This window comes from Micromonospora xinjiangensis (assembly GCF_056150165.1).
The window spans coordinates 1-19,208 of record NZ_JAXCFO010000001.1 but is presented as its reverse complement, the minus strand read 5'-3'; the positions used below and the strand labels follow the sequence as shown (position 1 = coordinate 19,208).

The window sequence follows — 19,208 nt, the reverse complement described above, 5'->3', positions numbered from 1 at the left end:
ACGAAGGAGGGCCCCGTGACGGTGTCCCTGCCCGCACCCCCGGCGACCGCCGTCACCTGGCGTACCCCCGAGGTGTTCATGCTGCGCACCGCGGGTCTGCCGATCGAGGTCGCCGACCGGTTGGCCTTCGACGACAGCGCCGGGTGGGCCCGTCGGGTGCTCGACCTGGAGGAGCTGCTCCGGAGCAGCGGGCGCGCGCTGGCCGACGCGCTGGAGGAGGCGGTGGCGCGCAACCTGGCCGACGACCGGCTGCGGCAGCGGCTGATCCGGCTCCGCCGGGACGTGTTCAACCTCCGCCCGCCCCGCCCGGCCGACCCGGCGCAGTGGCCGGTCGAGGCGCTCGGCGCACGGACCCACGCGGACCTGGTCCGCTGGCTGGAGACGTACGCCGCCTACCGGCGGGAGGTGGCGGCCGGCCCGGCGGTGCTCGACGAGGAGCTGGGCCGGCGGCGTGAGGTGCTGCGCGCCCTCGCCGACGACCCGGACCTGCGCGGGGGCATCCTGCTCGCCTCCCCGTCGCTCGACCGTTACCTCCCCGGTTACCTCACCGGGGCGGGAGCGACCGGGAAACGCGCCCGGCGGGTGGAGCGGTCGCTGCTGGAGTACGCGTACCGCACCGCCACCAAGACCAGCCCGTTCAGCCGGCTCACCACGGTGAACCTCGGCACGTTCGCCGCCACCGGCCCGGGGCCGCTCCTGCGGGTGGCGCCCACGACCGACGGGACCGGCACCGTGAAGCGGGGCCGGGCCCGCCTCAACCTGGCGGCCGTGGGCCGGTTGTCGGCCATCGTGCTCGCCGACGAGACGCTCCGGGCGGATCTCCCCGTGACCGTCACCACCGGCTGGCGGATCAGCCACGGGCGCCTGCGCTACCTGCGGCGGCGCCGGACCAGCTCGGAGGACGGCGACGCGGCGATCACCCTGGAGTCGATCCACGAGTCGCTCTTCGTCCTGCCCACCGGGCGGGTGCTGCACGACATCCTGGCCGCGCTCGACGGCGGCCGGGTGCGGCGGCTGGCGGACCTGGTCGCCGAGCTGACCACCGACACCCGCCCCGCCGACGAGATCGCCCAGTACCTGCACCACCTGCTGCGGGTCGGCCTGCTCGTGGTGCCCCACCTGCACCTGGACATCCACGCCGAGGATCCGGTGGAGGGCTACCGGAGCGCGCTGGGCCGCATCGGCCGGGACTGGGCCGACCGGCTCGCCGCGCGGGTGGCCGCGGCCAACCGCCTCGCCACCGGCTACGCGGCCCTGGGGGTCGACGAACGACGCCGGACGCTGGACGCGATCCGCGACGAGCTGGTCGCCGCGCACGGCGAACTCGGTCGCCCCGACGTGCCCGCCCCGCGCACCCTGCTCTACGAGGACGCCACCCTGGACACCCGGGCGCCGGTCGTCGCCGACCGGACGCGCTGGGAACGCGACGTGCTGCCCGGCCTGCGCGCCCTCGCCGCGATCATGCCGGTCTTCGACATCAACCTTCCCCGCCGGCTCGCCACCCGGGGTTTCTTCCGGGCCCGGTACGGCGCGGGCGGGCGCTGCGACGACCTGCTGACCTTCGCGCACGAGTTCCAGCAGGACTTCTTCGAGCACTACACCGGCCGGATGATGCGCCGACGCGCCTTCGACGCGGACAACCGCTACGTGCGGCAGGAGAACTGGTTCGGCCAGGAGGAGATCACCGCGCTGGACGACGCCCGGGTCGAGGTGGCCCGGCGGATGAGCGAGGCGTACCGGCGACTTCCCACCGGGGCCGAGGAGCTCGTCCTCGACGAGTCGTTCATGACCGACGTCGCCGCGATGGTGCCGTCCACGCTCGGCACCCTCGACCCGCGGTCCTTCTTCCTCCAGCTCGCCGACCAGGGCGGGCGGCAGCGGGTGGTGGTCAACCGGATCTACTCCGGCATGACCCTTCTCTTCTCCCGCTTCGCGCACCTCTTCGCCGACGAGGACCTGGCCGGGACGCTCCGGGCCGAACTGGCCCGGCTCCAGCCGCCGGGTGCGGTGCTCGCCGAGCTGAAGGGCGGCTACGACGCCACCAACCTCAACCTGCACCCGGCGGTCACCCCGTACGAGCTGGTCTGCCCGGGGGAGATCAGCTTCCGGCCGGCGGCCGAGCAGATCCACATGGACGACCTCAGTGTCGAGCACGACCCGGTGACCGACCGCCTGCTGCTGCGCTCACGCCGGCTCGACGCCGAGGTCATCCCGGTCTACCTCGGCTTCCTGCTGCCGATGGCGTTACCGGAGGTACAGCAGGTGCTGCTCACGTTCGCCTACCTGGGCATGGCCCAGCCGGACCTGTGGGCGGGCACCGAGGTGCCGCTGCCCGGCCGGGGCATCGCCGGCTACCCGCGCATCGTGCACGGCGACGTCGTCCTGCAGCGGCGGATGTGGAAGCTGCACCCGGACCACCTGCCGGCGCGTACGGCCGGGCAGAGCGACGCCGACCGGTTCCTGGCCTGGCAGCGGTGGCGGCGGGAGAACGGCCTCCCGCGCCGGGTCTTCGCCACACCCGAGGGCACCCGGCTCGCGCCGGCGGACCGGGAGGAGCCCGGCCGGGCACCGCAGGCGGGCACCCGGCCCGACCACAAGCCGCTCTACGTGGACTTCGACAGCCACTTCTCGCTCCAACTGCTGGACGCGACCGCCCGCGCGGCAGGCAGCCGGTTGGTGCTCACCGAGATGCTGCCGGGCCGCGACGAGCAGGTCCTCCGCGGCGGGACCGGCACGTACGTGACCGAACTGACAGTCGAACTCAATGGTGTCCAAGCGGGAGCGGGCGATGACTGACTATCCCTCACCGGTCGACCACGGCTGGCTCAGCGTGCACGTCTTCTACGCCAGCAACGCCAACCCGATGCTGGTCGAGGGCGTCCGGCCACTCGTGGACGACCTGCGCGAGGAAGGGCTGATCAGCCGGTACTTCTTCATCAAGTACTGGATGGAGGGGCCGCACGTGCGGCTGCGGGTCCTGCCCGCGGCCGGCGTCGACCCGGCGCGGGTGCGCGCCCGGGTGGACGAGGCGATCACCGCGTTCCTGCGGCGCCGCCCCGCGCTCTACGAGGTGGACAGCGCCGGGCTCGGCGACCTCTACAAGCAGATGTTCCTCGCCGAGTACGGCCGGGCGCGCTGGGACGAGGAGTACGGCCCGGACGGCGTCATGCCGATGCGGCCGAACAACAGCTTCCACCACATCCCCTACGAGCGGGAGTACGGCCGCTACGGCGGCCCGGCGGGGATCGAGATCGCCGAGTGGCACTTCGAGCACTCCAGCGACGTGGTGCTGGACCTGCTGGCCACCACGAACGTGCACGTACGCCCGGTGCTGCTCGGGCTCTCCGCGCAGCTCACCATGATGATGTGCGCGGTCTTCCTCGGCGACGACCGGCGGATCGCCGGGTTCCTGGAGGAGTACCGGCGGTTCTGGGAGGTCTCCTACTCCGAGCCGTCCGACGAGTACCACGCGAGCTTCGACACCAGCTACCGCCGGATGGACAGCGGCCTGCGCGGCCGGCTCGCCGACATCCGGGCCGCCGCCCGCGGCAGCGCCGACGTACGCCCCGGCGGGGTCGAGGGCCGCTGGCTGGCCCACTGCCGCGAGCTGCGCGAGCGCGTCGTGGACGCCGCCGGGCGCGGAGAGCTGGTGTTCCAGCGCGGCGCAGCGGACCCCACCCCGGTCACCGACCTCGACGCGGCGCTGCCGATCCTGCTCAGCTCGTACGTGCACATGACCAACAACCGGCTCGGGGTGAGCATCCTCGACGAGATCTACCTCGCGTACCTGATCTGCGCCGCCCTGCGCGACGACGCCCCGGCCGGTGCGCGATGACCACCGTCGACGCGACGTGGACCCGCCCCCGGCTCCGCGCCGACGTGGTGCTCGGCCCCGGCCAGTGGCGGGGCGGGAAGCTCGTGCACCACGTCCGGGACCGGGAGACCGGTTGGTTCTACCGCATCGGCCCGCGGGAGCACTTCCTGCTCTCGCGGATGGACGGCACCCGCACGCTGGACGACCTCGCCGCCGAGTACGCCGCCGCCTACCAGCGGCGACTCGGGCCGGAGAACTGGCAACAGCTCTTCGGCATGCTGCACCAGCGGCAGCTGCTCGACGGCGCCACCGACCCCGAGGCGCTCGCCCGGCTGACCGAGTCCGCGGCGCAGGGCGCGGCTCGCCACCGCCGGGGCCCCCTGTCGGCCCGGTTCCCGCTCTTCGACCCCGGCCCCCTCTTCGACCGCGTGTTGCCACGGCTGCGGCCGGTGTTCGGCTGGGCCTTCGTCGCGCCGGCGCTGCTGGCCGTCGTCGGCGTCGCCGCGTACGTGGCGCTGCACCTGCCGGATCTCGTCGGCGGGGTCGGCGCGGGCCAGCGCCCGCTCGCCGCGATCGTCGCGGCGGTGGTGGTCACCTGGGTGATCGTCTTCCTGCACGAGTGCGCCCACGGTCTGACCTGCCGCCACTTCGGCGGGCGGGTCGACGAGATCGGGGTGATGTGGCGGTTCCCGCTGCTGGCCCCGTACTGCAAGGTCGACGACATCGTGCTCTTCACACCGCGGCGCCGGGTCGCCACGGCGTTCGCGGGCGTGTTCGTGAGCATGCTCGCCCTGGTGCCGTTCGTCGGCATCCGGATCTGGGCGGGGCCCGGCGCGCTCCGCGACCTGGCCGGCACGATGCTGCTGTTCGGCACCGCCACCGCCGCGCTCAACCTGGTGCCGTTCCTGCGGCTGGACGGCTACTACATGCTCAGCCACGCGCTGAACCTCACCGACCTGCGAGCCGACACGTACGCGTTCTGGGGCGGGCTGCTGCGCTCGGGGCGGGCGGGCGTGGCGTCCTACCGCCGTCGTGACCGCTTCGTCCACGTCGCGTACGGGCTGGCCTCGGCGCTGTTCGCGGTGACCGTGCTGACGCTGCTGGTGCGCTTCTGGTACGACTCGCTCGCCCGCTGGGTCGGGCCGGGCCGGGCGATCGCCCTGCTGGTCGCGGAGGCCGTGGTGCTGCTGGCCCTCGCCGCGTACCTGGCCCGACGGCGGCGCGGGTCCGCCGCACCCGCACCCTGAACCGGGCAACGTTTGACGGGCGGAACAGTGGGGATTCCCCCGCCCCGGTCGGCGTGCCGGACGGGGACGCGGCCCCGTCGTCCGTCGGGCGGGCCCGGGGGAGGTGCTCATGGTCGGTGACGCTCATCCCCACCTGGAGGGGGAGGGCGGCTTCGGGCGCCGCCTCGACGAGCACGAGCACGGCCCGGGCGGGTGGTGGCCGCAGGAACCACCGACGGGCCCCGGCGGCCTCGTCGACAGCGCCGTCTACACCGGCGGCCACCGGTACGCCTCGCCGCCCACCCTCGCCGACACGTACCGCTGCCTCCAGGAGCGGCCCGGGTCCATGGCCTGGATCGGCCTCTACCGGCCCGACCGCGCGCAGATCACCTCGGTGGCCCAGGAGTTCCGGCTGCACGACCTGGCCGTCGAGGACGCGATCAACGCGCACCAGCGGCCCAAGCTCGAACGGTACGGCGAGACCCTGTTCGTGGTGCTGCGCGCCGCCCGCTACGTGGACGTGCGGGAGGAGGTCGAGTTCAGCGAGGTGCACCTGTTCATCGGCCCCGGGTTCGTGATCACCGTCCGGCACGGAGAGGCACCCGACCTGGCGGCCGTACGCCGCCGGATGGAGGCCGACCCGGAGATGCTGGCCCGGGGCCCGCAGGCGGTGCTGTACGCGATCCTGGACCAGGTGGTCGACGGGTACGCCCCGGTGGTGGCGGGGCTCGAGCACGACATCGACGAGATCGAGACGGAGGTCTTCGGCGGCGACCCGAACGTCAGCCGGCGCATCTACGAGCTCAGCCGCGAGGTGATCCAGTTCCAGCGCGCGGCCCGGCCGCTGCTGGGCGTGCTCGACGCGCTCGCGGCCGGCTCGGGCAAGTACGCCACCGACGAGGAGCTGCAGCGCTACCTGCGCGACGTCATCGACCACCTCACCCAGGTGGTGGAGCGGGTGGACAGCTTCCGTCACCTGTTGCAGAACATCCTCACCGTCAACGCGACCCTGGTGTCGCAGCAGCAGAACGAGGAGATGCGCAGCCTCACCGCCGCCAGCTACGCCCAGAACGAGGAGCTGAAGAAGGTCTCGTCCTGGGCCGCGATCCTCTTCGCCCCCACCCTGATCGGCACCGTCTACGGCATGAACTTCGTGCACATGCCTGAGCTGCACTGGCGGTTCGGCTACCTCTTCGCGCTGGGGCTGATGGCGCTCGTCTGCGTCACCCTTTACCTGATCTTCAAGCGTCGCGGGTGGCTCTGACCCCGGGGCACGGACCATCGCCAGGCCCCGGGAGGGCGGGGCTCTCCCGGTGGTCCGTGGGTGCGTGCGTCGACTACTCGAAGCCGCGCAGGATGTGGCGCTCGTCCTCGACGTCGTCCTCGTCCGCGCCGATGCGGCCGAGGAGGGCGGCCGCCGCCCAGATCGCGAGCGGGGTGGCCGGCCCCGTGGTGCCGGCGACCTGGGCGTCGTCGCTGACCCGGCTCGATTCGACCGTTGGCGCGCTGCGTTGAGCCTGCATGGCACTGCCTCTCTCGTGAAGCCGTGACCCGACGGAGCCCACCGGTGGACGGTGAGCGGCAGGTGGGCGGATCCCGCCCCCTTGCGGCCCGCACGCCGGCCTGTGACACGGCTCACTCGAACCATCCCACGTCGAGGAGCGTTCGCACAGCCGGTTTCCCATTACCCGACTCGCGCCGCGCCGACCGCCGCTCAGGACAGGGGGAAGGAGATGCCGTGGGCGTGGTCGGTGAGGGCCGCGCCGACCACCGTCGCCTCCAGGGGCAGCATCTCCAGGCAGCGACGTACGGCCGCGGCCATCAGCGTGTTCGGCACCCGCATCGACAGCGTGCAGTGCGGCACCCAGCGCCCCGGCCGGTAGTGCTCGACCAGCGGGACACCGGCCGCGTCGAGCCGGGTGTGCACCTCCCGGTGGTGGGCCAGCAGCTCGGCCGTCGGCGCCGGCCCGAGCCAGAGGACCCGTCCCACGAACTGCCCGGCGTGCTGGAACGACAGCCGCAACGGCGCGGCGACGACCATCCTGCGCAGCGCCGCGCTCACCCGCTCCGCGTCGAACCGGGGCGCCACCGCGAGCGACACGTGCGGGCGGTGGCGCTGCTCCAGCAGCGAGCGCATGCTCCGCACACCCTCGGCCTCCAGCGCGTCCCACAGCACCCGGATCCGCCGGCTGGCGTCGGTGTCGAGGTAGAGCTCCAGCGCGGCGACCACGAGATCACCGTAACGGGCAGGTTTGGCCGTCGCGGTGCGCGGTACCACGCTGGTACGACGACGCGGGGAGGCACGACAGGTGGACGTGAGTGACCTGCTGACCGAGACGTACGACCGGCTGCCCGACCTCGTCGGCGCGGCCGTCGACGGGCTCGGGGCCGAGCAGTTGCGACAGGCGCCCTGGCCGGGCGCCAACACGGTGGGCTGGCTGGTCTGGCACCTGACCCGGATCCAGGACGACCACCTCGCCGACGTGATCGGCGCCGACCAGGTGTGGGTGACCGGCGACTGGTCCGGGCGCTTCGGGCTGGACGCCGCCGATCCGCACGACACCGGGTACGGGCACACCCCCGAGCAGGTCGCCGCGGTCCGCCCGGAGAGCGCGCAGACACTGCTGGACTACTACCGTGCCGTGCACGGCCGGACCCGCGACTTCCTGTCGGGGCTGAGCGCCCAGGACCTGGACCGGGTGGTGGACGCCGCGTGGGACCCGCCGGTGACCCTCGGGGTCCGGCTGGTCAGCGTGGTCGAGGACTGCCTCCAGCACGTCGGCCAGGCCGCCTACGTGCGCGGCCTGCTCCAGGCCGGCTGACCGGCCCGGTCGCCCACGGCACGACCACGTCCCGGCCCTCGATCGTCCCGTCCCACCCGCGCGCCCGCACCCGTCGCGTGCGGCCGGCAGGCGCCCGTCCACGTCTCACCCGCAGCGGGTGAGCCCGCCTCACCCGCCGGGGTGCGACGGTGACCGGCGGGGGAGGTGGACGATGGCCACGAGGGCGGGGGAGTACCTGCTGACGCTCGGGCCCGAGCGGCGTCCGGACCTGCCGGACACGATCGCGGGGACGCTGCGGCTGGACGCCCACGAGGACGGTCGGACCGAACACTGGTACCTCCGGATCGCCGACCAGCGCGTCGAGGTGAGCCGCTCGGCGGAGCCCGCCGACCTGGTCGTCCGGGCGGAGCGGGAGGTCTTCGACCGGATCGCGTCCGGAGAGCTGCACGTGGCGACGGCGATGCTGCGCAGCGACCTGATGTTGCAGGGCAACCTCCGGCTGCTCATGCTGCTGCGCCGGATCTTTCCCGGCCCGGCGGACGCCCGGGACCCCCGTGCGGTCGCCCGGGCCGCGGCGGCCGCGCACACCGGTGGAGGAGGCGGTGGCTGATGTCGGAGCGCGTCTACGTCGTGGCGGGCAACTCGTTCGCCGTCAGCGACCCGCAGGGCGACATGGTGATCAACCCGCACAACCCCATCGGCCTCTTCTCGTTCGACACCCGGTTCCTGTCCCGCTGGGTGCTCAGGGTGAACGGGGAGCAGTTGAACGCGCTGTCGCGCGACGACATGGCCTCCTTCGAGACCCGCTTCTTCCTGGTGCCCGGGGCGGCCAGCCACTACGTCGACTCGGACGTGTCGCTGATCCGGCACCGCTCCATCGACGACAGCTTCCACGAGCGCATCACCGTGCTCAACCACTCGCCGGAGCCGGCCGAGTTCACCGTCCGGATGGAGATCGGCAGCGACTTCGCCGACACCGCGGAGATCCAGCGGGCGCGTCACCGCCCGGTCGCCGTCGTCGCCGACCCCGGCCGTCGCCAGCTGCGGCTGCGCTACGCCCGTGACCGGTTCGTCCGGCAGACCGTGGTGACCAGCACCGCCCCGGTCGACGTGGACGAGGGCGGGATGACGTTCCGGATCCGGGTGGCGCCCGAAGGCCAGTGGGTCACCGACCTGCACGTCGTCACCGTCATCGGTGGCGCCGGTGGACGGGACATGCGCGCCAGCCTGGAGGAGCACCGGGAGAACGTGCACGCGGGCATGCGCAAGAGCCTGGAGGAGTGGCTCGACCGCGCGCCGGAGCTCGTGGCCGAACGGCCCGAGCTGGAGGCGGTGTACCAGCGCTGCCTCACCGACCTGGCCTCGCTGCGCTACCTGCCGTTCACCGCCGTCGGGGCGGTGCCGGCGGGCGGCGTGCCGTGGGCCATGACGATGTACGGGCGGGACGCGCTGATCACCTGTCTGCAGACCATGGCGTTCACCCCCGAGCTGACCCGGCCGACGCTGCGGTTCCTCGCGAGCCTCCAGGGCGGTCGCCTCGACGACGAGTACGACGAGGACCCCGGGAAGATCGTGGGGGAGCTGCGCTACGGCGAGGCGGCGGCGTTCGGGGAACAGCCGACGTCCCTCTACTACGGTGCCGCCGACACCACCCCGCTCTTCGTCGTGCTGCTCGACGAGTACGAGCGCTGGTCGGGCGACGCCGACCTGGTCCGCGAGCTGCGGCACCCCGCACGCATGGCGCTGGACTGGATCGACGAGTACGGGGACCTCCTCGGCGACGGCTACCTGCGCTACCTCACCCGCAACCCGCGCACCGGCACCATCAACCAGGGGTGGAAGAACTCGCCCGAGGCGATCACGTACGAGGACGGGCGCCTGCCGGGCTTTCCCCGCGCGACCTGTGAACTCCAGGGCTACGCGTACGACGCGAAGAAGCGCGGCGCCCGGCTGGCCCGGGAGTTCTGGGGCGACCCCGGCTACGCCGACCGGCTGGAGCGGGAGGCGGAGGAGCTGAAGCGGCGGTTCAACCGGGACTTCTGGCTGCCCGAGCGGGAGTACTACGCGCTGGCGCTGGAGCCGGACGGGACACCGGTGGACGCGCTGTCGTCCAACATCGGACACCTGCTGTGGAGCGGGATCGTCGACGACGAGCGTGCCCCCATGGTCGCCGCGCACCTGGTCGGCGCGGACCTCTTCTCCGGCTGGGGGGTGCGTACGCTCGCCGCCGGGCAGCGGGCGTACAACCCGGTGGGCTCACACCTGGGTGCGGTGTGGCCGTCGGACAACGCGCTGATCGTCGCCGGGCTGCGTCACTACCGTCGGGACGTGGAGGCTTCCCGGATCGCCCGGGGCATCTTCGACATGGCGTGCACGCTCGAAGGGTCGGTGCCCGAGTTGATCGCCGGTTACGAGCGGCACGTGACGAAGTACCCGGTCCAGTTGCCGGCCGCGGGACGACCCCAGGCGTGGTCGGCCGGGGGGATGCTCATGCTCCTCGGCGCCCTGCTCGGTCTGCGGCCGAGCGGGGACAATCTGCTGGTGAACCCGGCGCTGCCGCCCGGCTTCGGCCGGATCGAGCTGCTGGACATCCCCGGTAGGTGGGGGCACTCGGACGCGTACGGCCGCGACCGCGCCGCCGTCCTGAGGGGACGCCGGCCGCGGATGCGTTGAGGGCGGGGTCGGCGCCGACGGGCGCCGGCCGAGCCGGGCCCGATCCGACGTGTCGGGCGCGGTCCGGCGGCCCGCGCGGGGCGACGGGCGGCCGGCGGGGCCGACCTCGTCACCCCGTCGGTCGGCCGGCCGGCTGGTCGGTGGCGCGCCTGCCGCCGGCGACCTCCGGGCCGGTGGCGCCGCCCCGCGCGCCGGGCCGGTCGCCGGGCGTCGTGCGCGGCACGACGGGCTCCGGGTGCGGGCGGGAGGGCTCCTTGACGTGGCCCGAGGGAGTCGGTCTCGCGCTCTTCCCGGCCAGCACCTCGTCGCAGTAGGCGGCCACCTGCCCACGTCCGCCGGCGGCGGCCACGAGCCGCGCGAAGGCGGCGCTCTCCAGTGCCCGTCCCGGATCCGCGTCCTCCCGGAAGGCCCGGCAGAGCCCGGGGATCGACGGGTCGGGCGTCGTGCCGGCCCCGCTGGCGCCCGCCGACGGGACCGTCGGGCGGTCAGCACCCGGCGTCTCCCCGCCCGGCGGGGAGGCCGGTGGGGGCGATGCGGGCGCGCTGGTCGCCGGTGCCGGCCGAGGGACCGGCAGGGTGCCGGTGGCCGCCAGCGCCACTCCGCCCGTGGTGACGACGACGAGGGCCGCGAGGCCGGCCCGCGCGCCGACGCCGGTGACCCGGGACCGGCGTCGGGACGGCGCGGGCACCGTGCGGGCGCCCGTGGCCGGTCGCGGTGCCGACCCGGCCAGGGCACGGCGGTATGCCTGCACGGCGGCGCCCTCACCGGCGACCTCCTCGGCCCGTGGCGCGGCGCGTACGGCCGTCAGGAGGAGCACGAGGGGGTGCGAGCCGGCGCGCGCGGCGTCGACGGGATCGTCGAGCAGCCGCTCGACCACATCCCGATTCATCCGGTCTGCGTTCATCTCGTGTCCCTCAGCGCCGGGCGCCGACGGGACGTCACATCACCCGGCCCGCGGGGGAGCGGTCACCCCATCGTCTTGGCGCCGTCGATCGCCTCGCGCAGGATGTCGGCGTGCCCCGCGTGCTGCGACGTCTCGGCGATGATGTGCAGCAGCACCCGACGCACCGACCAGCTCGCCCCGGGCTCGAACCAGGGAGCGACCGGGAGCGGGTGCGCGGCGTCGAGGTCGAGCGCGGCGACGAGGTCGTCGGTGCGGGCGGCGACCAGGGCGTACTCGTCGAGCAGGCCGGCGAGCGTCTCGCCCTCCCGCATCTGGAACTGGCCCACCCAGTCGACCGGCTCGCTCTGCATCGCGTCGGCGCCGCCCACCGCGAAGCGCATCCAGCTGGCCTCGGTGAGGGCCACGTGCTTGATCAGACCGCCCAGGCACAGCTCGCTGACCGTGGTCCGGGTCGCGGCCTGCTCGTCGGTGACGCCGTCGACGGTCTGCCGCAGGAAGCCGCGGTGGCGGCGGAGGGCCTGCACGAGGTCGGCTCGCTCGCCGGTGATGACCTGCTCAGAGGTTGTCATGGGGTCGCCCTTCGCTCGTCGTCTGCTCGCACACCGTATGGCCGGGCACCGACATTTCCGGGCGACGCGCCACGATCCGCGGTTGCCGCCTCCGCCGCCCGGGTACCTGAATGACATGGGTGTCATTCGGGTGGGCACGTCGTCCTGGGCCGACCGGGACCTGCTGCGGTCCGGCTGGTATCCGAGATCGGTGAACACCCCGGCCGGCCGGCTGCGCTGGTACGCCGAGCACTTCCCGATCGTCGAGGTGGACACGTCCTACTACGCGGTGCCGGCGCCGGAGACCACGCACGGATGGGTCGAGGCGACTCCGGACGGCTTCACCTTCGACGTCAAGGCCTTCAGCCTCTTCACCGGTCACCCGACCCCGGTCGCCGCGCTCCCGCGTGACCTGCGACCGGCCGGCGGCCCGAGCCGGCTGCGCCGACGGGACCTGCCCGCCGGGGCGTACGACGAGCTGTGGAGCCGGTTCCGCGCGGCGCTGGACCCGCTCGCGGCGGCCGGCAGGCTCGGTGCGGTGCTGCTCCAGTTCCCGCCCTGGCTGGTCCGGGGTGCTGCCGCCGAGCGGCGCATCGCCGAGCTGGCCGAGCGCTGCCGGCCGTGGCGTGTCGGCGTCGAGCTGCGCCACGGGTCCTGGTTCGACGGACCGGCGGCACCGGCCACCGTGGACTTCCTCCGTGCGCACGAGCTGAGCCTGGTCTGCGTCGACATGCCGCAGGGGCATCCGTCCTCGGTCCCGCCGGTCCTGGTCGCCACGAACGAGCTGGCGATGATCCGGTTCCACGGGCACAGCGACGCCTGGGCGACCGGCGACAAGCAGGAGAAGTTCCGCTACGCCTACGGCGAGCGGGAACTGCGGCACTGGGCCGAGCTGCTCGCCGAGCTGGCCGGGCAGGCCGACGAACTGCACGTGCTGTTCAACAACTGCTGTGGCGGGCAGGCGCAACGCGACGCGGCACGGATGGCCGGGCTGCTGGCCGCCGCCGGGCACGGGCGCGCCGCCGGCACGGGGCGGGGATCCGCCGCGGCGGCCGGCGCCGCGCGGCCCGGGTGACCCGTGCCGGCGTGACCGGGCCGCCGAGCGGCCGCCGGGTGGGACGCGCGCGCCCGCTGGTCAGGCGGAGCGGCGTCCGCGGCTGCGGAAGGCGTCCTGGGTCCGCTCGTTCACGTCGGCGTCGTCCGGGAAGGGCCGCACCGACGGCGCGGGGTCGGGTGGCGCGCCCGGGCCGGCCTCCGGCGCCCGCGACGGCTCCACCGAGCCGAATCCGTGGCGTCCGGCCGGCCCGGTGGGCGCAGAGGGTCTGCTGGCCCGGCGCTCGCCCCGACGCCCCTCGGGCACGGCGGTCTCCTCGCTGCCCTCGTCCATCGGATCGTGCTCGCCCACGCCCCAGGGCGGCTCCGCGTCGTAGACGTCCCGCGTGCCCCAGGGGACCGTTGCCTCCGGATCGCGCGGGGCCTGACCGCCGCCGCGTCCCTTGTCCGCCGTCATGTCCACCTCGCTGCTCGTCCGCCGAATCGGTGCTGAATGCCCGCCACGCCGCCCGTCATGCCCGCTCGCGGCCCGTCGGCGCGAGGCCGGGCGCGGCCGACGGAGGCGATGGGGGCCGGGCGCGGCTCGTACCTCGGCACGCGAAACCGGCCGGCACCGCGCCGCAGGAGTCGGCGGGCACCGGCCGGTACGCCTCGCTCAGCGGCCGGCCGTCGCCATGTGTCGCTTGGCGCTCATGCCGGCGAGCTTGCTCATCCCGCCGGCCATGCCGATTCCCATGCCCAGGCCCGGGAGCTTGCCGATGGCACCCGGCTTGCCGGCCCCCGTGAGCTTGCCCAGGGCGGCGACCTTGGCCATGCCCTTCGGGGCGGTGAACAGCCCGCCGGCCCGGCCCAGCATCCCGCGCCACATCTGGCCCGGCTTCTGCTGTTCGCTCATGTACGCGGTCACCACCACGAGCGCGCCGGTCAGGGCCGGCACGGCCCACTGGAGCATCTTCATCTGGCGCTGGCTCGCGGCCACCCGCGCGGGCGTCTGGTGGTTGGGCTCGGTGACCCCGTCCACGGGCGGGCCGCCGGCCTTCTGCAACCGCATCCCGAGCAGGCGGCTGTAGCCGGTGACCGCGAGGGCGCCCAGGGTCAGCGCCGTCTTCACCGTGCTGGCCCGCGCCACGCCCGCCTGCGCGGCGACCCGTGGGCTCTCCGTCACCAGTTCGCCGACCGCACCGGCCAGGTGCGCGCCGATCGCGGCCGCGTTGACCGGTGTCCACCGGGACCAGCCTGCCGAGGCGATCGGCAGCCGCTGGCTCGCATCATTGATCTTCGCAGCCGCGCCGTTGACACCGAGCGCCCCCATCAGGGAGCCCCCGAACCAGGCCGCCAGACCCAGATCGTGCATCGAACGCAGTGCGGTGTGCCGTTCCGACATCTGATCCCCTTCCACCGTCTCGGGCGGTGCGGCTTACCCACCGCCCGCGCGGCTAACCCCGTACGTCACCGACCGAGACCTCCGGTCACGGGACGGACGGAACGGCGGGGTGCCGGCGCCGGATTCCGGGCGGGTGGGGCACGCCGCGACGGGACGGCCCGGACAGGACGGACAGCCGTGCCGGCGGGGCCCGGGCCGGCGGCAGGAGTCGACCTCGCCTGCGGGGGTAGAGCAGGAAGCAAGGACGAGGAGGGGAGCGGCGATGACCCAGCCGGACGAGAGCCGGGAGAAGACTTCCGACACCGACGCGGTGCTCATGCATCCGGGCAACGACCCCGAACGGAACATCGCGGAGGTGCCGCCCCGGCGGGACCACGGCGAGATCCGGGTGGAGCGCGACGGCGAGATGGTGCCGATCGAGCCGGAGGAGTGAGGTCAGCGGGGCGGGAGGCCGGCGGCGAACGCGGACACCCGGGCGGCCAGCGGCGCGGCCGCGCGTACCCAGGTGAAGTGGTCCAACGCGGCGCCGGCCTCCGCCACGGTGTAGCGCTCCCGGACGACGGGCGCCGACGCCAGCTTCGCGCAGAGGCGGTCCATCGTGGGGTGCGGGGTGTACTGGTCGTCGTCCACGCTGACCGCGAGCACGGGTGTGCGCACCGCTCGCACGGCGGCCTCGGTGTCCACTCCGTCCAGGCGGGGGAAGCGGCCGGTGCGGGCGGTGTACGCCCAGTCGCGGATGACCCCCCGCGCCTGCCGACCACCGAAACCCCAGCCGGGCCAGACCCCGAGCAGCGCCGTGGTGAGGGCGATGCCCTGGGTGTACGGCAGGACGCCGTAGCCACGACGGCCCGGATAGGCGCGCCAGTGGGGAAGGCCCACGGCCACCAGGGCCAGCCCGTCCACCGTGTCCTCGCCGTGCAGGGCGAGGTGCAGCAGCGCCGCCTGCCCGCCGAGCGAGTGGCCGAGCAGCAGCCGGGCGCGCCCGTCCAGGCGCGGCTTGAGCGCCTCCAGCACCGCGCCCACATCGCCGGCCAGCTCGCTGTAGCCGTAGCGGGAACGGCGGCTGGGGGCGGGCGTGCTGGTGCCGGTGCCGCGCAGGTCGGCGACGACGACGGCCAGCCCCTGCGCGCGCAGCGCCGCGGCCAGCGGCCGGTAGTAGCGGGCCCGGACGCCCATCGCCGGCCAGACCACCACCACCGGCGCGCCCGGCCGGTCGGGCTCCGGGTAGACCTGCACGCCCAGCCGGCCGCCGTCGACGTCGACGAACTCCTGCGTGTACTCCGTCTCCCCGCTCACCGGTCCAGCCTACGGCCCGCGGCTACCGGCGGGTAGCCACCTCCGGCCGGCGAGCCACGTCCGGCCGCCGCGGTGATCCGATCCGTGGCCGGGCGCGCTCCACCCGGTCCACGGCCGCCAGCACCTCCGGCACGTCGACCGCCGCGAGCGCCGGATGCGGTGCGGCGTCCGACCCGTGCGGCGGCCTCGGGCCCGCCCAGATCGCCTCGTGCCACGGCCGGTCCGGCGGCGGGCCCCACTGCGCGGGCGGGACCGGGCCGAACAGCAGCACGGACGGCGTGTCGTACGCGGTGGCCAGGTGGGCGATCCCGGTGTCCCCGCTGACCACCAGCCGGGCGTGTGCCACGAGCGCCGCCAGCTCGCCGACGTCGGTGCGGCCGGCGAGCACCGCGGTCGCCGGCAGTCCGGCGAGGGTGGCGACCCGTTCGGCGAGCGTGCGCTCGCCGGCGCTGCCGGTGACCACCACGCGGTGCCCGCGTCCGGTCAGTTCGCGGGCCACCGCCGCGAAGCGCTCCGGCGGCCAGCGCCGCTGCGCCGCCTTCGCGCCGGGATGCAGGATGCTCACGTGCACCGGCAGCGCGCCCGGTGCGGGCCGGCGCAGGCCCAGGTCGGCCCGCTGGGCCCGGATGCCGTACCAGGCCAGCAGCCGGCACCACCGGTCGACCTCGTGCTCGTCGGCGCGCCAGGGCGGGCCGTCGGTGAACCCCGCGTCCGGGTTGGCGAACGCGAGCAGCCGGTCGGGCCGCAGCTCGGCCAGCATCCGGTGCGACTGCGGGCCACGACCGTGCAGGTTCACGGCGGCCTCGGGCGCGGCTGCCGACCAGGCCAGGTGGCCCAGGCCGGGTGCGTCCACCAGCCGGTCGACGCCGCCCACGAGGTCGACCAGCGGCGCCAACCAGCGGGGTGCGACCAGCGCCAGCTCCTGCTCGGGGTACGCGGCCCGCAGTGCCCGCAGCGCCGGCACCCCCGTCGCGAGGTCGCCGACGCCGAGCGCGCGCAGGACGAGGATCACGGGTACGAGGACTCCTGCTCGGCGCAGACCACCAGCTCCCGCACCGCGCAGCCGGGCGGCTGGGACAGGGCGAAGAGCACGGCGGCGGCGGTGTCGGCCGGGTCGTTGAGCACGGCGTCCGGTCCCGGCCTGTACCGCTCCTCCCGGTCGTCGAAGAAGGCGGTGCGCATGCCACCGGGGATCAGCAGCGTCACCCCGACCTGACCGGCCAGCTCGGCGGCGAGCGCCCGGGTGAAGCCGACGACGCCGAACTTCGCCGCGCAGTACGCCGTGGCGTCGCTGACCGCCTTGACGCCCAGCGTCGAGGCGACCGTCACCACCGTGCCGTGCGAGCGCTCCAGCCACGGCAGCGCCGCCCGGATCACCGCGGCGGTGGCGAGCAGGTCGACGGCGACGATGCGGTCCCACGTCTCGCCAGGCACGTCGGCCAGCCGGCCGGGAACGTCCATCCCGGCGGCGGTGACCACCCCGTCGAGCCCGCCGGCCCGCTCGGCGAGCCGCCGGGTGGCCGCCTCGGCGGCGCGGGTGTCCGCGAGGTCGCACTCCTCCCACGGCACTCCGTCGGCGGGCGCCTGCCGGTCCAGCACGTACGGCCGTCCGCCGGCCTTGGTCACGGCGGTGACCACCGCGGCGCCGAGCCCGCTCGACCCGCCGGTGACGAGGACGGCCGATCCGTTGAGGTCCCTGCTCATGCTGCTCCCTTCACGAGGTGGCCGTCGCGCGTGCGCGCGGCGGCGATGGTGGCGGTGGTCGACCGCCCGGCGAGGTACGGCACGGTGACCACCCGTCCACCCCAGCCGCGCACCAACTCGGCCTCGGGCAGCTCGGGCGCCCCGTCGCCGGAGTAGTCGCCGCCCTTGACCCACACGTCGGGGCGGAGCCGGGAGAGGACCGCCCGCGGGGTGGGCTCGTCGAAGACCACCACCGCGTCCACACAGTCCAGCGCGGCGAGCAGCCGCGCCCGGTCGTCCTGCCCGTTGACCGGCCGCTCCGGCCCCTTCAGCCCGCGTACGCTGCGGTCGGAGTTCAGGCAGACCACCAGCGCGTCGCCGAGGCCGCGGGCGGCCCGCAGGGTGGCGAGGTGCCCGGCGTGCAGGATGTCGAAGCAGCCGCCCGTGGCCACGACGGTGCCGCCCGCGGCGCGCACCCGCGCGACCAGCTCGGTCGCCGTGGCGGCCGGGTCGGCCGGTGACCGAGGTGGCTCGGCGTGCAGCCCGGCCGCGCCCCCGGCGGCCACGTACGCCGACGCGGCCGTCACGGCCGCCCGTACCGCCTCCGACACCAGTGCCCCGCCGGCGAGCGCGGTGGCCGCGGCGGCGGCGAACCGGTCCCCGGCGCCGCAGGTGTCCTCGGCCCGCTCCAGCGGGTCCGGTGGCGGCACCACCAGAGGGGTGCTGCCGGAGTGACAGAGCACGGCGCCGTCCGCTCCGGTGGTCACCGCGACCGCCGCCGCCCGCCAGCGTCGGCGCAGCTCGTGCCCGGCGCGGGTCGCGGTGGACAGCGGCGGTCCGGCACCGGCGTCGCCGGTGAGCTGGCGCAGCTCGGCCAGGTTCGGCGTGGCCAGCCGGACGCCGGGCACCGCCGCCGGTCCCCGTGGGTGCGGGTCCCACACCACCGGGGCGGACGCCTCGGTCAGCGCCGCCCGCAGCGCCGGGTGCCGGAGCAGCCCGCGCCCGTAGTCGCTGACCAGGACGGCGTCCGCGGTGCGCAGCGCGTCCAGGGCGGCCTGCGGTGGGTCTGCCGGCGGCTGCGGCGGCCCGCCACGGTCCAGCCGCAGCAGGGTCTGCCCGCCGGCACGCAGCCGGATCTTCTCGGGGGTCGGGCCGGGCAGCCGTACCGGGTGGACGGTCACCCCGGCTCCGGCGAGCAGCTCCGCGAGCCGTGCGCCTCCGGCGTCGTCGGCGAGCGCCGTGACCAGCGTGACCTCGGTGCCCTCGGCGGCGGCGAGCAGCGCGGCCAGGCCGGCGCCGCCGGGCCGTTCGGTGGCGGACCGCTCGTCCAACACTGGCACGGGCGCGTCCGGGCAGACCCGGGTGACCGCACCGGTGACGTCCCGATCCAGCAGGGTGTCACCGACCACCACGAGACGCGTGTTCACGAGTCACTCCCATCGCAGCTGTGACCGGCGGTTCCGGTGCCGCTCGGCGCCCCCCGCTGCCCGTCACGACCGGGCACGCCGGGACCGGCCGGGCCGGCGCCCCGGCGTCCGTGCCCGTTCGGCCCGTGCCCGTTCGGCCCGTGCCCGTTCGGCCCGTGCCCGTTCGGCCCGTGCCCGTTGGACCCGTGCGCCCGGCCGTCGCCGCCGACGACCGCCAGTGCCCGGCCGTCGGACCCGGCGCGGTCCGGCGCGGCGGGACGGCGGGTCACCGGCGTGGTCAGCCGCGGCAGTTGCCGGACCAGGGGCAGGGCCTGCTCCACGTACTCGCAGAGCAGGTGGGTGGAGACCAGGTGCAGCTCCTGTACGACCTGGCTGTCGGTGGAGGTGACGGCGAGGACGTCGTCGCAGAGTTCGGCG

The 19,208-nt window shown here is 75.0% G+C and carries 19 protein-coding genes and 1 pseudogene; 9 read left to right on the top strand and 11 right to left on the bottom strand.

Going from position 1 to position 19,208, the window contains the following annotated elements:
• Positions 1 to 15: 15 nt before the first annotated feature.
• The 4 genes from SM573_RS00100 (at position 16) to corA (ending at position 6,304) form a co-directional block, all read left to right on the top strand.
• Positions 16 to 2,796, top strand: coding sequence for a lantibiotic dehydratase (locus tag SM573_RS00100; protein WP_474615115.1), 2,781 nt, complete (start codon positions 16 to 18; stop codon positions 2,794 to 2,796).
• Positions 2,789 to 3,835 (top strand): lantibiotic dehydratase C-terminal domain-containing protein, encoded by a 1,047-nt coding sequence (locus SM573_RS00095; RefSeq protein WP_474612081.1) that lies wholly within the window; start codon positions 2,789 to 2,791, stop codon positions 3,833 to 3,835. Before SM573_RS00100 ends, SM573_RS00095 begins: the two co-directional genes overlap by 8 nt.
• Positions 3,832 to 5,061, top strand: a complete 1,230-nt coding sequence (locus tag SM573_RS00090; RefSeq protein WP_474612080.1) for a hypothetical protein — start codon at positions 3,832 to 3,834, stop codon at positions 5,059 to 5,061. The genes SM573_RS00095 and SM573_RS00090 overlap by 4 nt, the downstream gene beginning before the upstream one ends.
• 109 nt (positions 5,062 to 5,170) lie before the next feature.
• Entirely contained in the window at positions 5,171 to 6,304 is a 1,134-nt protein-coding gene (corA, locus tag SM573_RS00085) for a magnesium/cobalt transporter CorA (protein WP_474615114.1), read from the top strand.
• 73 nt (positions 6,305 to 6,377) lie between these two features.
• On the opposite strand, the gene SM573_RS00080 is transcribed toward corA, so the two are convergent.
• Positions 6,378 to 6,563 (bottom strand): hypothetical protein, encoded by a 186-nt coding sequence (locus tag SM573_RS00080; protein ID WP_474612078.1) that lies wholly within the window; start codon positions 6,561 to 6,563, stop codon positions 6,378 to 6,380.
• 191 nt (positions 6,564 to 6,754) lie between these two features.
• Positions 6,755 to 7,270: a 2'-5' RNA ligase family protein gene (locus SM573_RS00075; protein ID WP_474615113.1), complete on the bottom strand. Its 516-nt coding sequence runs from the start codon at positions 7,268 to 7,270 to the stop codon at positions 6,755 to 6,757.
• A gap of 79 nt (positions 7,271 to 7,349) precedes the next feature.
• Here SM573_RS00075 and SM573_RS00070 point away from each other — a divergent pair, with 79 nt between their 5' ends.
• From SM573_RS00070 to SM573_RS00060, 3 genes are all read left to right on the top strand, one after another.
• On the top strand, positions 7,350 to 7,862 hold the full coding sequence (locus SM573_RS00070) for a mycothiol transferase (RefSeq protein ID WP_474615112.1): 513 nt from the start codon (positions 7,350 to 7,352) through the stop codon (positions 7,860 to 7,862).
• Positions 7,863 to 8,034: 172 nt separating this feature from the next.
• Positions 8,035 to 8,433, top strand: coding sequence for an SCP2 sterol-binding domain-containing protein (locus tag SM573_RS00065; RefSeq protein WP_474615709.1), 399 nt, complete (start codon positions 8,035 to 8,037; stop codon positions 8,431 to 8,433).
• Entirely contained in the window at positions 8,430 to 10,496 is a 2,067-nt protein-coding gene (locus SM573_RS00060) for an amylo-alpha-1,6-glucosidase (protein ID WP_474615708.1), read from the top strand. Before SM573_RS00065 ends, SM573_RS00060 begins: the two co-directional genes overlap by 4 nt.
• Before the next feature lie 109 nt (positions 10,497 to 10,605).
• Here SM573_RS00060 and SM573_RS00055 read toward each other — a convergent pair whose 3' ends face one another.
• On the bottom strand, positions 10,606 to 11,400 hold the full coding sequence (locus SM573_RS00055) for a hypothetical protein (RefSeq protein ID WP_474615111.1): 795 nt from the start codon (positions 11,398 to 11,400) through the stop codon (positions 10,606 to 10,608).
• A 62-nt stretch (positions 11,401 to 11,462) separates the two neighbouring features.
• Entirely contained in the window at positions 11,463 to 11,969 is a 507-nt protein-coding gene (locus tag SM573_RS00050; protein ID WP_474615110.1) for a DinB family protein, read from the bottom strand.
• A gap of 115 nt (positions 11,970 to 12,084) precedes the next feature.
• Here SM573_RS00050 and SM573_RS00045 point away from each other — a divergent pair, with 115 nt between their 5' ends.
• The gene (locus SM573_RS00045) at positions 12,085 to 13,023 is read left to right on the top strand and encodes a DUF72 domain-containing protein (protein WP_474615109.1); all 939 of its coding nucleotides are present in this window, start codon (positions 12,085 to 12,087) and stop codon (positions 13,021 to 13,023) included.
• Positions 13,024 to 13,083: 60 nt separating this feature from the next.
• Here SM573_RS00045 and SM573_RS00040 read toward each other — a convergent pair whose 3' ends face one another.
• Together SM573_RS00040 and SM573_RS00035 are read right to left on the bottom strand one after the other, a co-directional pair.
• The gene (locus SM573_RS00040) at positions 13,084 to 13,458 is read right to left on the bottom strand and encodes a hypothetical protein (RefSeq protein ID WP_474615108.1); all 375 of its coding nucleotides are present in this window, start codon (positions 13,456 to 13,458) and stop codon (positions 13,084 to 13,086) included.
• 198 nt (positions 13,459 to 13,656) lie between these two features.
• Positions 13,657 to 14,385, bottom strand: coding sequence for a hypothetical protein (locus SM573_RS00035; RefSeq protein ID WP_474612071.1), 729 nt, complete (start codon positions 14,383 to 14,385; stop codon positions 13,657 to 13,659).
• Positions 14,386 to 14,647: 262 nt separating this feature from the next.
• Between SM573_RS00035 and SM573_RS00030 the strand changes: the two genes are divergently transcribed.
• Entirely contained in the window at positions 14,648 to 14,818 is a 171-nt protein-coding gene (locus tag SM573_RS00030; protein ID WP_474612070.1) for a hypothetical protein, read from the top strand.
• Positions 14,819 to 14,820: 2 nt separating this feature from the next.
• Here the strand turns inward: SM573_RS00030 and SM573_RS00025 are convergent, their stop codons facing one another.
• The 5 genes and pseudogenes from SM573_RS00025 to SM573_RS00005 all read right to left on the bottom strand — a co-directional run.
• Positions 14,821 to 15,681 carry an alpha/beta hydrolase family protein gene (locus tag SM573_RS00025; RefSeq protein ID WP_474615107.1) on the bottom strand — a complete coding sequence of 287 codons (861 nt, stop codon included), beginning with the start codon at positions 15,679 to 15,681 and terminating at the stop codon, positions 14,821 to 14,823.
• 22 nt (positions 15,682 to 15,703) lie between these two features.
• On the bottom strand, positions 15,704 to 16,693 hold the full coding sequence (locus SM573_RS00020) for a glycosyltransferase family 9 protein (protein WP_474615106.1): 990 nt from the start codon (positions 16,691 to 16,693) through the stop codon (positions 15,704 to 15,706).
• The gene (locus SM573_RS00015; RefSeq protein WP_474612067.1) at positions 16,690 to 17,385 is read right to left on the bottom strand and encodes an SDR family oxidoreductase; all 696 of its coding nucleotides are present in this window, start codon (positions 17,383 to 17,385) and stop codon (positions 16,690 to 16,692) included. Before SM573_RS00015 ends, SM573_RS00020 begins: the two co-directional genes overlap by 4 nt.
• Positions 17,382 to 18,791, bottom strand: coding sequence for a PfkB family carbohydrate kinase (locus SM573_RS00010; RefSeq protein WP_474615105.1), 1,410 nt, complete (start codon positions 18,789 to 18,791; stop codon positions 17,382 to 17,384). The genes SM573_RS00015 and SM573_RS00010 overlap by 4 nt, the downstream gene beginning before the upstream one ends.
• Positions 18,792 to 19,093: 302 nt before the next feature.
• Positions 19,094 to 19,208 (bottom strand): annotated as a pseudogene (locus SM573_RS00005) (phosphoheptose isomerase); the annotation flags it as partial.